The sequence below is a fragment of the Microbacterium sp. NPDC076768 genome (genome assembly GCF_040687205.1).
Lineage (GTDB): Bacteria > Actinomycetota > Actinomycetes > Actinomycetales > Microbacteriaceae > Microbacterium.
Genome location: NZ_JBFBMU010000002.1, coordinates 129535 through 143463 on the forward strand (window position 1 = coordinate 129535; position 13929 = coordinate 143463).

Consider the following 13929-nt stretch of genomic DNA (forward strand, 5'->3'; position numbering starts at 1 on the left):
CGTTCATCCTGCCCTACAGAACCGGCCAGTGGACGGGGGATCGGTCGTCTTCACGCAGGAGACCAGCCATCCAGCCGTCATCGCGTCCGCGGGGACTTGTCATCGCTTGGCGCAGCAGCCCTTCGTAGCGAAAGCCGAGCGCGCGAGCGGCGCGGGCGGAAGCGATGTTGCCCGCCACGGCTTGCCAGTGGATGCGGGCAAGGCCAAGTTCCGAAAACCCCCAGTCGATCACCGCACGTGCTGCTTCTGTGAGGTAGCCGGTACCGCGGGCGGAGGCAACAACCCAGTACCCGAGATCTGCGCGCCCTCCGGCGAAATGCTCGGCGATCTGGTGCAGACCGATCATGCCGATGAGCTTGCCGTCGGCGTACATGCCCCATATCGTCTCGGATGTGTCAGCCCACGCGTCGGCGACGAAGGTCACGAAGCCCTCGGCATCTGCGCGGCTGTATGGGTTAGGAATCGGCGTCCAACGAGGGATCTCGGGGTCTTGGCACGCGGTCGTGATCGCGTCGATGTCTGCAGCGTTCGGGGCCCGCAAAATAAGTCGCTCGGTGGTGAGGGTGACCGGTTCCATCAGAACAGCGTAGTGAGGATCAGGGGCGCTCAGCGACGTGCCAGCCCGGAGTGTCCCAGGGCGCGGCTAGGCTTATGCGGTGACTGTGCCGGGGATTCTGCGCGCCTTGGAAGAGGCCTCTCTTTACCGTGATGCCCTGAGCTGGGCGCACACCGATGCCGACCTCGGATTGGTCGATGGTCTTGATGCGCCGGCGCTCGCGGGGCTGCTGCGCAAAAGGGAGGCAGCGGGGCACCCACCGGCTCTGCTCGCTGTGGTCCCGACAGGTCGCAGAGCCGAGAGCCTGGCGTTGGCAATGCACGCCTACCTCCCAGAGGCCGACATCCTCACCTTTCCCGCGTGGGAGACGCTTCCGCATGAACGGCTGAGCCCGAGCCCAGACACGGTAGGGCAGCGACTGCAGACGCTGCGTCAGATTGCAGATTGGTCGGGTGAGCGGCCGCTGGTCGTCGTCGCCTCTGTGCGCGCTGCGCTGCAACCGATCGCCGGAAATCTGGGCGAGATTGCGCCGCTGGAGCTCGCTGCTGGCAGTCGCGGTCATGAACTGGATCGCGTGGTCGAGCAACTCATCGAACGCGCATACTCACGCGTCGATATGGTTTCGCGACGCGGTGAGTTTGCGGTGCGCGGAGGCATCCTTGATGTCTTCCCACCCACCTCGGAGCACCCATACCGGGTGGAGTTCTTTGGCGACGAGGTCGATCAGATCCGTGCGTTCTCTGTCGCTGACCAGCGTTCGTTGCCTGGCGAGGTTCCTGGTGTCGATCTCCCGCCCAGCCGTGAACTGCTGCTGACGGCTGATGTCCGTGATCGTGCACGAGCGCTCGTCGGCGGCTTCCCCGCGATCTCGGCAATGCTCGAGAAAATGGCGGAGGGCATCCCAGTAGAGGGAATGGAGTCGCTGCTGCCAGCGGTATCGGGCCCCCTGAAATCGCTCGCCGAGTATCTGCCTGCGGGGAGCGCGACGGCGGTTGTCGATCCTGATCGTTCCTCTGCCCGTGCTATCACGCTCGGCGAAACGAACCGTGAGTTTTTGGATGCCGCGTGGAGCGCGGCCACATCCGGAGCCTCCGCGCCAATTGACCTCGGCGCCGGTGACTTTCTGACCATCGCTGAACTCCGCGAGGTTGTGCGCGATCGTGGCGGTGTGTGGTGGCGGCTGAGTCCGTTCGGCGTCGGGCTGGGCGAGAGCGACGCTGACGCTGCGGCAAACCTCGGCGCATCGGTCATCCCTTCTTTCCACGGCAATGTCGATGGCGCGATTTCGTTCGTTGAGGCGAAGGTGTCTGACGGGTGGCGGGTGGTGGTCATCGCGGCAGGTCACGGTCTCGTCGATCGTGCGCGCGACGTGTTGTCTGATCGCGGCTTGGCTGCTCGCGTCGTCGAGACGCTGAGCGAGGCACCAGAGGCGGGCGTTGCGACGCTGGTGACCGGATCCGTCGAAGCAGGCTTCCAGGTAACAGAGGCGAAGCTCGCCGTTCTTACCGACAACGAGTTCTACGGCCGCACCATCGGCGGCGACCAGAGGGTCATCAAGAAGCTCGCTTCGCGGCGCAAGAACGTCGTAGATCCGCTCCAGCTCAAGCAGGGCGACTTCGTGGTGCACGCCACTCACGGCATCGGACGATTCGTAGAGATGACCCAGCGCGAGGTCTCCACTGGCGGCCGCAACGCCACGAAATCCGTGCGGGACTACCTCGTACTCGAATACGCCCCCTCGAAGCGTGGCTACCCGGGCGACAAGCTTTACGTTCCCACCGATCAGCTCGATGCGCTCTCTAAGTACGTCGGCGGCGAGGCGCCAACGCTGTCGAAGATGGGTGGCAGTGACTGGGCTCAGGCGAAGGGCAAGGCTCGCAAGGCCGTGCGCGACATCGCCGTCGAGCTCGTCAAGCTGTACTCGGCGCGCATGAGCGCGAAGGGATACGCCTTCGGGCCGGATACGCCGTGGCAGCGCGAGCTCGAAGAGGCATTCCCGTTCGCGGAGACCCAGGATCAACTTCAGACAATTGACGAGATCAAGGCCGATATGGAACGGCCGATCCCGATGGATCGTCTGCTTTCGGGTGACGTCGGTTTTGGCAAGACCGAGGTGGCGGTGCGGGCTGCCTTCAAGGCGATCCAAGACGGCAAGCAGGTGGCCATGCTGGTGCCGACGACCCTGCTTGTGAAACAGCACCTCGAAACCTTCACCGAGCGATTCGCCGGATTCCCGGTGAAGGTACGCCCGCTTTCGCGGTTCCAGACCGACAAAGAGGCGCGGCTCACCCTGCAGGGGCTCCTGGAGGGGTCGGTCGACATGGTCATCGGCACCCACCGTGTTCTCACCGACCAGGTCATGTTCAAAGACCTGGGGCTGATGATCATCGATGAAGAGCAGCGCTTCGGTGTGGAGCACAAAGACAAGCTGAAGAAGATGAAGACGAACGTCGACATCCTCGCGATGAGTGCTACCCCCATTCCGCGCACGCTGGAGATGGCGGTCACCGGAATTCGCGAGATGTCCACGTTGGCGACACCGCCAGAAGATCGGCATCCGATCCTGTCGTTTGTCGGACCGCGAAGCGACAAACAGATCGCCGCGGCGATCCGTCGCGAGATTTTGCGCGAGGGCCAGGTGTTCTTCGTGCATAATCGCGTGCAGTCGATCCAACGGGTCGCCGCGCAACTGGCTGAGCTGGTGCCGGAGGCACGGATCGCGGTGGCGCACGGACAGCTGGGCGAACACAACCTTGAGCAGGTGGTGGACGACTTCTGGGAACGCAAATTCGACGTGCTCGTCTCCACGACAATCATCGAGACAGGGCTCGACATCTCCAACGCGAACACGATCATCATCGACCGCGCCGACAAGTACGGACTCAGCCAATTGCATCAGCTTCGTGGTCGCGTCGGTCGAGGCAGGGAACGGGCATACGCCTACTTCCTGTACGACGAAATGAAGCCGCTGTCGGAGACCGCTGCTGATCGGTTGCAGACAATTGCCGTCAACAACGAACTCGGCTCGGGAATGCAGGTCGCGCTGAAAGATCTCGAGCTTCGAGGCGCGGGAAACATGCTCGGTGCCGAGCAGGCAGGGCATATCGCTGGAGTCGGATTTGACCTGTATCTGCGCATGATCGGCGAAGCAGTGGCGACTTTCCGAGGCGATGAGGTCGAAACCGGGCACGAGCTGCGCCTTGAGCTACCGCTCGATGCACGCATTCCCGAGTACTACATCGATAGTGAACGCCTGCGACTTGAGGCATATCAAAAGCTCTCTGCTGCCTCAGCGGTGACCGCCAAAGAAGATGCCATCGACCTGGTGGTGGAAGAGCTCATCGACCGCTACGGCACACCGCCGGAAGAGGTCGAAGGCTTGCTGGCGATCTCGCGTCTGCGGCGCAGGGCCGCGCGCGTCGGTCTTACAGATGTCGTGGTGATGGGATCGAACCTGCGCATCGTTCCCGCGCACCTCGAAGACTCCATCAAGGTGCGGTTGCAGCGGCTGTATCCGAAGGCGAAGCTCGTCGCGGGGGGAGAGGCGCTGATCGTGCCGATGCCGACGGTTCCCGCCGAGGTCGGCGTTGGCCTTGAAGCGCTCCCCGATGCGGAGCTCCTCACCTGGGTTGAACAGCTGCTCACAGCGATCTTCCCCGAGCCAGCGAAACCTGAGTAGCAAAAAGCCGGGCACCGCACAATGCGGTGCCCGGCTTCATGAGGTGTGAATTAGATGACGCCCTGTGCGAGCATGGCGCCCGCCACGCGCTCAAAACCGGCGATGTTCGCGCCAGCGACGTAGTCACCAGCGACATCGTGACGCTCGGCTGCGGTGAACGCAGCATCGTGGATGTCTGCCATGATTTCGCGCAGCTTGTTCTCGCTGTCCCCGAAGGTCCAGCGCTGACGCGAAGCGTTCTGGCTCATCTCCAGCGCTGAGGTGGCGACACCACCGGCGTTCGCTGCCTTGCCAGGTGCAAACAGCACTCCCGCCTTCTGGAAAGCATCTACTGCATCGGGCACGCAGGGCATGTTCGCACCCTCAGATACGGCACGCACACCGTTGGCGATCAATGCCTCCGCGTCTGCAAGGCTCACCTCGTTCTGCGTGGCCGACGGCACAGCGATGTCGACGGGCACCTCCCAGACACTGCCGCCTTCGACGAACCGCGCACTCGGACGACGGTTGGCGTACTCGACGATGCGGGCACGCTCCACCTCCTTCAGCTGACGCAGGAGGTCAAGATCGATGCCCTCGTCGTCGACGACGTATCCGGAGGAGTCAGACGCCGTGACTGCCGTCGCGCCGAGCTGAGTAGCTTTTTGGATCGCGTAAATCGCGACGTTGCCCGAACCAGAGATGCCGACGCGCTTGCCTTCAAGCGAATCGTTGTGCACGGCCAGCATCTCCTGAGCGAAGAAGACAGCACCGTAGCCAGTGGCCTCTGTGCGAACTTCTGCTCCGCCCCAGCCCGTTCCCTTGCCGGTGAACATGCCCGACTCATGGCGGTTGGTGACCTTGCGGTACTGGCCGAAGAGGTATCCGATTTCCCGTCCGCCGACACCGATGTCACCTGCTGGCACATCGGTGTGCTCGCCGAGGTGGCGGTAGAGCTCGTTCATGAACGACTGGCAGAAACGCATGACTTCTGCGTCGGACTTGCCGTGCGGATCAAAGTCCGAGCCGCCCTTGCCGCCGCCGATCCCCTGGCCGGTGAGCGCATTCTTGAAGATCTGCTCGAACCCCAGGAACTTGATGATCGAGAGGTTCACCGACGGGTGAAAACGCAGGCCGCCCTTGTATGGTCCGAGCACCGACGAGAACTGGATGCGGTAACCGCGGTTGACCTGCAACTTGCCAGAGTCATCGACCCACGGCACACGGAACAGGATCTGGCGCTCTGGTTCGACCAGCCGCTCCAGGATGCCACCATCGACGTATTCCGGGTGCCGCTCCAACACGGGTGCGATGGAGTGCAGCACCTCATGTACTGCCTGGTGGAACTCCGGTTCGTGCGGGCTTCGCGCAAGCACCGTATCGAACACGGGCTGCACAGAAGTGGCGAGCGGATGGAACTCAGCGGAAGAGGTAGCGGTCACGCGGGGGAGCTTTCTGATGGGGGATGGTGGTGCAGGCGATTGTGTCGCGTGAGGCTATGCCGGGTCAGGCAGAGATTTCACTCTAGTCGCCGCCGAACGAGAGCTTTTCCGCTCGGCGGCGATGGCGACAATCACCCCGTGTTCTGGAGGCCGGCGGCGACACCGCTGACGGAGAGCAACAGCAACCGCTGCTGCTCGGCATCGGCGCCGGAGCCGCCAGGGTTCTCTTCGGCGGAGCGCAGTGCGCGAAGAGCGCGAAGCTGCAGCAGCGAGAGAGCGTCGACGTACGGGCTTCGCAATTGCACTGCTCGTTGCAGCACAGGCTTGTTTTCCAGCAGGCTTTCGCCGCCGGTGAGGCGAATAACCCAGCGGCGCGTGATCGCGAGTTCGTCGAGCACGAGCTGAGCGAGGTCGTCACGGTCGCCGAGCGCCAGGTACTCGCGCGCAATACGCTCGTCGGTCTTAGCGAGGCTCATGGCGACGTTGTCGATCATGGTGCGAAGCAACGGCCACTCGCGGTACGCCTCGGCGAGCAATCCCTCGTCGCCGACGGCATCCAGGGCGGTCCCGAGACCGAACCAACCAGCGAGGTTGATGCGAGCCTGCGTCCAGGCGAACACCCACGGGATGGCCCGGAGGTCTTCGAGGGACTCCACAGACAGCCCGCGGCGAGCGGGGCGGGACCCCAGCGCCAGCAAGCCGATTTCTTCTAGGGGAGTAACCGTGGCGAACCATGGGGCAAAGCCCTCGGCCTTCACCAGCGAGAAGAAGCGCTCGCGTGAAGCGGCATCCATGATCGATGCGACCTCGGCGTAGCGCGCTGCCGCCTGGCTCGTGCGTGCCTCCTCGGTGGGAGAAGACGCGAGCAGAGTCGCCGCGGCGACCTGATCGATGTGCCGCATGGCGATGGCTGGCTCGCCATAACGCGCGAAGATAACCTCGCCTTGTTCGGTGAGCTTGAACCGACCATCGACCGAGTGCGGTGGCTGCGCGAGGATCGCCGAGTTCGCCGGTCCGCCGCCGCGTCCGAGTGCGCCACCGCGACCATGGAACAGGGTGAGCTCGATCCCAGACTCATATGCCCACCGCGCGATCTTTTCCTGGGCTTCGTACAGCGCCAAGTTCGCGGCAACAGGACCGACATCCTTCGACGAGTCCGAATACCCGAGCATCACTTCGAGTCGGTTGCCGGTAGCGGCCATACGCTGCTGGAACTCGGGGAAGGTCACCGCTTCGGCGAGAATCTCCGGCGCTGCCTGCAGATCAGCGAAAGTCTCGAAAAGAGGCACAACATCGAGCACAGGAGCATCGTCGCCGAGCGCGTATCGCGCAAGGCGGTACACGTTGGAGAGGTCGGAGGCTGCCTGAGTGAACGACACCACGTAGCGTCCGGCGGCGCGCAGGCCGCGGTCGCGCTGGATGTCGGCGATGGCGCGGAACACGTCGAGGACCTCTTCGGTCTGCGCGCTCAGCTCGTCTCCGGCGTCGAGCTCGGCCAAAGCCTTCGCGTGTACCTGAGAATGCTGACGCACCTCGAGTTCCGTCAGGTGGAAGCCATACGTTTCGACCTGCCAAATCAGGTGCTGCACGCCCCCGAATGCATGACGCTTCGCGCCAGCTTCTGCGAGCGACGACTGCACTGTTCGCAGATCAGCCAAAAGTTCTTCTGGGCGGGAGTAGCCCTGGGGGCCGTCGCCGCGACGAATAGCGGCGACGCGCCTGCTCATCACAAGCAGCACGCGACGGTGCGGTTCATCGGGGGAGCGGGTAGCAAGCTCTGCTGCCACTTCTGGCTCCGCGGCAGCGAATCGCTCCCACAGCGCGACAACTTCCGCGCTGGGTGGAGTGTCGTCTGCGGCGAGCGTGAGAGTGCGTCCGATGCGCTCCAGCGCACGCTCCAAGCCGCGCAAAACGTGATCGGCGGCGATCTGGGAAGCCTCACGGGTGACGGATGCCGTGACGAATGGGTTGCCGTCTCGGTCACCGCCCACCCACGAACCAATCCGTACGAAGGCGGGGACGACCGGCGCACTCGCACCGGAGTCTTCGCCGCGCAGTGCGTCGTCGATGCGGCGGTATACGTGCGGAACGGTGGTGAACAGCGTCTCATCGAATACCCCCATCACCGTGCGCACCTCGTCGGTCGGCGACGGCTTCTGCGAGCGCAACGGCCCGGTACGCCAGAGAGTGTCGATCTCTTCGAGCATGCGGCGGCGAGCGCGGTGCTCTTCTGCGCCGCCTTCGCTGGCGGTGTCGTGCTGTGTCAGCAATTCGGAGAGTCGACGGATGCTCGACGATACGGCCCGGCGACGCGCCTCTGTCGGGTGCGCGGTGAAGACGGGCTGGAAGCGCAGGCCTTTCAGGCGGCGGCTGGCCTCTTCATCGCCCACCTCTGTGCGCAGGCGTGCGTAGGCGGTGGCGACGGTGTCGGCCGCATCTTCGCGCCCTGGCTGCCCAGCGCGCTCGCGCAACACGCGCACCCGCTGGTGTTCTTCTGCCAGGTTGACGAGGTGGAAGTAGCACGTGAAGGCACGCGCGACTTCGTCAGCTCTCGCGACGGTGAAAGACTCGGCGATCGCTGCAGCGCGGGTGAAGGCGTCTGAGGTCTCTTCGTCGTAGGCCTGGATCGTCGCGAGACGAAGGCGTTCAACATCTTCGAAGAGTCCATCGCCGCCTGCTTCGCGCAGTACTTGCCCGAGCAGTTGCCCGAGCATTCTGACGTCGGTGCGCATGGCATCTGGGATGCCGCGGCCAGCTTCAAAGCGGCCGATCACGCGGATCGCTTCGGTGTTTGTGGGTTCAGAGAAAGAGTGTGCGGGGGTCACACTTCGAGAGTAACCCGCACAGCGGGGGTGTTTTGCACGCATGACGTCTGCTCTTTACTGCGCGCGAGGAGGCGTGGGCAAGGCGAGCGATCTACGATAGAAGCGATGCGCATCTCACCGAACCCCCTGCGGGGTCAGCAGTTCCCGGCCGTCCTTCTCCTTGTCGCGGCTGGCCTTGGCCTGCTCTTCGCGAACCTGCCTACCCATGATGGGTTGGCGGCGTTCCTCGACTTTCATATCGCGGTGCCTGGCACTGATCTTGATCTGTCGATTTCGCACTGGGTCTCCGACGGCCTGCTCGCGGTGTTCTTCCTTATGGTGGCGATCGAACTCCGCCACGAGTTGACGCACGGCGAGCTCGACTCTCCGCGCAAGGCGCTGCAGCCTGCGATTGCGGCAGCCGGTGGCGTGCTCATTCCGATTGCGGTGTACCTGCTGATTGCCGGCGGTGACAGCTCGACGTCCTCTGGCTGGCCGATTCCTACGGCGACAGACATCGCATTTGCACTCGGTGTGCTTGCCATGTTCGGCCGAGGGCTTCCGTCTACCGTGCGCGTCTTCTTGCTTGCGTTGGCGATTCTCGACGACATCATCGGCATCATCTTCATTGCCGTTGTCTTTACCGACGACGTGCAGTGGTTGCAGCTGGGGCTCGCAATCGTCGGCGTTGCCGTCTTCTGGCTGTTGAGCCGGTTGTTGCACGCCAAGGGGCACACGATAATCGCGGTAGCGATGGTCATCGTCGGCCTTGTCACCTGGGGGCTGATGTATTCCTCCGGCATCCACGCGACAATCGCTGGTGTCCTGCTCGGGCTTGTGATGGCGCCGGTGCCTGCCGGTCGCACCAGGCATGCACTTGAGCCCACAGTAAACGGCGCAATTCTTCCGATCTTCGCTTTTGTCGCGGCGTTCGTCGTGATTCCTGAGCTCTCGATCAGCGAGCTTTCTCCGGCGTTCTGGGCGATTGTGGTTGCTTTGCCCGTCGGCAAGATCATCGGTATCTCGTTGTTCGGCTGGATCGCGATGCGCATTCGCCCGAAGGGCGCAGACCCGGCGTTGCCGTTTGGTGACATTTTGGCTGCCGGTGCGCTCGGCGGTATCGGCTTCACCGTGTCGTTGTTGCTGTCGAATCTCGCGTTCGATGGAGATCCCGGAATTCGGGATCAGGCGATCCTCGGTGTGCTTGTCGGTTCGCTGATCGCCCTCGTGCTTTCGATGATCATTGTCTCGGCGCGGGCCCGTTTCTACCGTCGGACTGCAGCAGTTTCTTCCTGAGTCCGATGTCAGAGCCCCACGCCGATGATGCGCTCCGCGTAGCCGCCGAAACGATGCGGGCAGTGCGTGAACGTTGCGTGTGGTCGCAACGCATCACCCACCGCGATCTTGTGCCGTATCTCATCGAAGAGTCGCACGAGGTTATCGACGCGGTAGAAAGCGGCACGGCAGAAGACCTGCGAGAAGAGCTCGGCGATCTGCTGTGGCAGGTGCTTTTCCATTCGGCTATTGCCGCGGAAGACCCGGATCATCCGTTCGACATCGACGATGTGGCGCAGACGCTCACTGAGAAGATGATGCGCAGGCACCCGCACGTGTTCGCCGATGAGGTCGCCGAGACCCCGGAGCAGGTGCTGGTGCACTGGAACGCCGCCAAGGCGGCAGAAAAGCGCACGAGAAACAGCGTTCTCGACGGTATTCCGCGCAGCATGCCGGCCCTCGCACTCGCTCAGAAATTGACGGGGCGTGCGACGGGGGTGGGCGCTGCTGTCCCGCTGACAGCGGCAGAGAAGGCACCGTCATCTGAGGCTGAGCTCGGTGAAGCGCTGCTCGCACTTGTCGAGACCGCACGGGTCGAGGGCTGGGATGCAGAGCGCGCGCTTCGTGAACGACTGCGCACGCTGGAAGACGACGTGCGTGCGGCAGAAGCAACCTCCTGAGCGCTTGATGCGTATCGGGAGCAACCGACCTGGAAAGATGAATCTGTGGCTACTGTGAACCCGCCGCGCGGTATGCGCGACATCCTCCCCGCCGATAAGACCCGCCGCGAGCGCGTGCTGTCCATCATTCGCGAGCGCTACCTCGCGCATGGCTTCGACGAAATCGAAACGCCGGTCGTCGAGGACTACACCTACCTGCACGCCGGTATTGGAGGAGACAATGAGAAGCTCTCCTACAACGTGCTGCGTCGAGGGCTGGACGCCGACGCGATTCGCGCAGGCGCAGAAGACCCGGCAGCGCTCTCCGACCTCGGGTTGCGCTACGACCTCACGGTGCCGCTCGCACGCTTTTATGCAAGCAACCGTGGACAGCTCCCCGGTGTCTTTCGGTCGATTCAGATCGGTCCGGTCTGGCGTGCTGAACGCCCGCAGAAGGGGCGTTACCGCCAGTTTGTGCAGTGCGACATCGACATCATCGGTGATGACTCTTCGCGGGCAGAAGCCGAGCTGATGGTCGCATCCCTCGACGCCGTCGATGCGTTGGGGCTCGACGGATCGAGTGTGCGCATCAACGATCGCCGAGTGCTGGATTGGATGCTCGACAGTTTCGGTTTCACAGCAGACGAGCGGCCAGGCGTGCTCATCACGATCGACAAGCTCGACAAGGTGGGTCCGGAGGGTGTTGCGAAAGAACTCCGTGAACGCAGTACCTCTGCCGAGGCCGTCGATGCGTTCGAGGCTTTCCTGCGGCGTCCGCAGACGCGGGAGTTCCACCCTTTCGGAGAGCGTCAGATTCGCAAGGCGCTCCCGCAAGATGTGCCGGCAGACCTCATCGAGCACCTGGTGGGAATTGGTGCAGCCGTCGCCGCAGGACGAGGGGAGTCCGACGTGCCTCTGGTGTTCGACCCGTTCCTCGTGCGCGGTATGGGGTACTACACCGGCACCATTTTTGAGCTGGCGCACCCCTCTGTCGGATACTCGCTCGGCGGCGGTGGTCGCTACGACGGCATGATCGGTCGTTTCCTGGGGCAGCAGGTGCCAGCAGTCGGCTTCTCGCTCGGCTTCGAACGACTCGTCGACTTGGTGGCGGACGATGCAGATTCTGTGGTGCGCGCTGTCGTCCTCATCCACGATGCTGATGTGCCGGTTGATGAACTCGTGCGCCATAAAGCCGCGCTGATCGCCGCAGGATCACGCGTGCGCCTCGAACGACGCACCAAGAACCTCAAAGCGTTGCTGGAGCGTTCGGCCGCCGACGGCTACACATCGTTCGCCACCGTCGCACCCGGCACCACCGCCCTAGACCTCAAGCCCCTCTCCTAACCCCCCCCGTCTCGTTCCCCCCCCACTCCCGTCCCACCCGGTTCAGTTGTCGGGAGTTGGTACGGATGTCGGAAGTTGTGGTGTGGTTTCGGGTGCACAGCGTGCGTTCTCCCGACAGGTGGACGGGCAGGGTCGTTCACTCCGCGTTCATGGCGGTCGGCTCGAATCGAGTTGTGAGCCGATTTCGCCTGTGGATGGCCGGAGGATTTACCGCTGCACTCCTGGTCGTCAGCGTCCAGATCACTCTGAAGCGTCAGGCAGCGGTCGCTCGCAGACGCATCGGCAAGCCCCTCGGCGAGGAGTCTTTGGATGCGGATCGGGTGTGGCGTTCGTCTCTCGGAGGTGATCCGATCGAGCTGTTGCTCCTGGGGGATTCGCTGGCGGCCGGACTAGGCGCCGAGCATCGCAAAGAAACACTCGGCGGACGATTGGCGAAGGCGACGGCTCGACGTCTTCGACGGCCAGTGCGGCTTCGCACCGTGGCAATTGTGGGGTCGGAGTCGCCGGATCTGCCAGAGCAACTCGACAAGCTCACACCTGGATATCGCCCACACGTCGCCGTCATCGTGGTCGGCGGCAACGATGTGACGCACCGGTTGCCCCTCGCGCTGTCAGCGCAGCACTTGCATGAGGCGATCGGGCACCTGCGTGCACTTGGGGCCGAAGTCGTTGTCGGCACCTGCCCCGACCTGGGGACCCTGCGCGCAGTGCCGCAACCGCTGCGCCGGATCGTATCGAGCTTGTCGCGGCGGCTCGCGGTGGTGCAAGACGAGACGGCCAGGCACGCCGGCGCTGAGCCCGTCGATCTGCGTCGTTCCGTTGGTCCGATGTTCTTCGATGAGCCCGAGGCCATGTTCAGCCTCGACCGTTTTCATCCGAGTGCCTTGGGGTACCGGCGCACGGCGGAGGCGTTGCTGCCCGCCGTCTGCCGCGCAGCGTCAGCGTCAGCGTCAGCGTCGTGTGAGGTGGAGTCGCAGCATTCGGTATCCGATACCGAGGAGCACCACCACAGTCCCGAGGAGTGAGGCCAAGACGGGGAGCGTGTTCATCAGCACCAAGCATCCGAGCGCGCCCAGCACCTGGAACGCTCTCGGATAGCGGCGGGCAGCTCCTGATTGCCGGAACGCGGCGGCGTTCGCGATGAGGTAATAAAGCAAGACTCCGAAGGAGGAGAACCCGATCGCCCCGCGGAGGTCAGCGGCGGACACAATGGCGATCACGACGATGGCGACAGCGATCTCGGCTCGCTGAGGCACGTGGTACCTCGCATCGACTTTCGCAAGAAACCGCGGCAGATCGCTCTCTCGGGCCATCGCCAGCGTGGTTCGGCCGATCCCTGTCATCAGCGCCAGCAGAGCTCCGAGAGAGGCGGTCGCTGCGGCAACTCGCACGATCGGCGACAGCGCGGCTCCACCCGCGCGGTCGAGGAGGTCGACAAGTGGGGCTGTCGAGCTCGCGGCGTCGGCGCCCAGCACAAGAACGATGGCTGTTCCGACGAGGGCGTAGACGACGACTGCTCCGGCCAACGCCAAGACGATCGCACGGGGAATGGTCCGTGCCGGGTCGACGACTTCTTCGCCCATCGTCGCAATGCGGGCATAGCCGGCGAAGGCGAAGAACAGCAGCCCAGCGCCCTGCAAGACGCCATACGCTGTCGCATCTGGCAGCGGGGTAGGAGCAGCGGTCGACACCGCACCGAGCCCGAATCCGACGGCGACGGCGATGCCGAGCAGGGAGATCACGACGAGCACGCGCGTCAACAGAGCAGTCCTGGTCACGCCAAAGCAGTTCACAACCGCGAGCGCAGCGACGGCGACCACGGCAATCGGTACCTGCCAGCCTGTCGGTGCGGCGTACGCGGCGAAGGTCATTGCCATGGCTGCGCAGCTGGCGATCTTTCCTATTACAAAGCTCCAGCCAGCGATAAAACCCCACCACGGACCGATCTCCGCGCGGGCGTACGCGTATGTTCCTCCGGCGACAGGATGCACGGCGGCGAGTTGCGCGGATGCGGTGGCGTTGAGGTACGCCACGACAGCGGCGATGGCGAGCGCGATGAGAATCCCGCTGCCCGCAACACCGATGGCGGGGGCCCATACAGCGAAGACGCCAGCGCCGATCATCGAACCCAGGCCGATAGCGACGGCATCTGCAAGCGTGAGGCGGCGGGCGAGGGGCACCAGCCCATGCT

At 63.8% G+C, this 13929-nt stretch carries 9 protein-coding genes; 5 read left to right on the forward strand and 4 right to left on the reverse strand.

Annotation, left to right across the window (positions count from 1 at the left end; translation table 11 throughout):
- Window positions 1-13: 13 nt before the first annotated feature.
- On the reverse strand, window positions 14-577 hold the full coding sequence (locus AB0O87_RS07030) for a GNAT family protein (RefSeq protein ID WP_363513302.1): 564 nt from the start codon (window positions 575-577) through the stop codon (window positions 14-16).
- Between the two features lie 79 nt (window positions 578-656).
- Here AB0O87_RS07030 and mfd point away from each other — a divergent pair, with 79 nt between their 5' ends.
- Window positions 657-4235 (forward strand): transcription-repair coupling factor, encoded by a 3579-nt coding sequence (gene mfd, locus AB0O87_RS07035; RefSeq protein ID WP_363513305.1) that lies wholly within the window; start codon window positions 657-659, stop codon window positions 4233-4235.
- A 50-nt stretch (window positions 4236-4285) separates the two neighbouring features.
- Here mfd and gdhA read toward each other — a convergent pair whose 3' ends face one another.
- On the reverse strand, window positions 4286-5656 hold the full coding sequence (gene gdhA / locus AB0O87_RS07040; protein WP_363513308.1) for an NADP-specific glutamate dehydrogenase: 1371 nt from the start codon (window positions 5654-5656) through the stop codon (window positions 4286-4288).
- Between the two features lie 131 nt (window positions 5657-5787).
- A complete protein-coding gene (locus tag AB0O87_RS07045; protein ID WP_363513311.1) occupies window positions 5788-8481 on the reverse strand; it encodes a phosphoenolpyruvate carboxylase in 2694 nt (897 codons plus the stop codon).
- Window positions 8482-8586: 105 nt separating this feature from the next.
- Between AB0O87_RS07045 and nhaA the strand changes: the two genes are divergently transcribed.
- From nhaA to AB0O87_RS07065, 4 genes are all read left to right on the forward strand, one after another.
- Window positions 8587-9756: a Na+/H+ antiporter NhaA gene (gene nhaA / locus AB0O87_RS07050; RefSeq protein ID WP_363513314.1), complete on the forward strand. Its 1170-nt coding sequence runs from the start codon at window positions 8587-8589 to the stop codon at window positions 9754-9756.
- 5 nt (window positions 9757-9761) lie between these two features.
- Complete coding sequence (locus tag AB0O87_RS07055; protein ID WP_363513317.1) at window positions 9762-10415, forward strand: MazG family protein; 654 nt, start codon at window positions 9762-9764, stop codon at window positions 10413-10415.
- Between the two features lie 72 nt (window positions 10416-10487).
- Window positions 10488-11738: an ATP phosphoribosyltransferase regulatory subunit gene (locus tag AB0O87_RS07060; RefSeq protein WP_363516123.1), complete on the forward strand. Its 1251-nt coding sequence runs from the start codon at window positions 10488-10490 to the stop codon at window positions 11736-11738.
- Window positions 11739-11911: 173 nt separating this feature from the next.
- Window positions 11912-12763, forward strand: coding sequence for an SGNH/GDSL hydrolase family protein (locus AB0O87_RS07065; protein ID WP_363513319.1), 852 nt, complete (start codon window positions 11912-11914; stop codon window positions 12761-12763).
- On the opposite strand, the gene AB0O87_RS07070 is transcribed toward AB0O87_RS07065, so the two are convergent.
- Window positions 12689-13918, reverse strand: coding sequence for an APC family permease (locus tag AB0O87_RS07070; protein ID WP_363513322.1), 1230 nt, complete (start codon window positions 13916-13918; stop codon window positions 12689-12691). The genes AB0O87_RS07065 and AB0O87_RS07070 overlap by 75 nt on opposite strands.
- Window positions 13919-13929 lie beyond the last annotated feature (11 nt).

Excerpts from the sequence above, each read along its gene's own strand:
- AB0O87_RS07030 (WP_363513302.1), bottom strand. The coding sequence starts at position 577 with ATGGAACCGGTCACCCTCACCACCGAGCGACTTATTTTGCGGGCCCCG.
- nhaA (WP_363513314.1), top strand. The coding sequence starts at position 8,587 with ATGCGCATCTCACCGAACCCCCTGCGGGGTCAGCAGTTCCCGGCCGTC.
- AB0O87_RS07055 (WP_363513317.1), top strand. The coding sequence starts at position 9,762 with ATGTCAGAGCCCCACGCCGATGATGCGCTCCGCGTAGCCGCCGAAACG.
- AB0O87_RS07060 (WP_363516123.1), top strand. The coding sequence starts at position 10,488 with ATGCGCGACATCCTCCCCGCCGATAAGACCCGCCGCGAGCGCGTGCTG.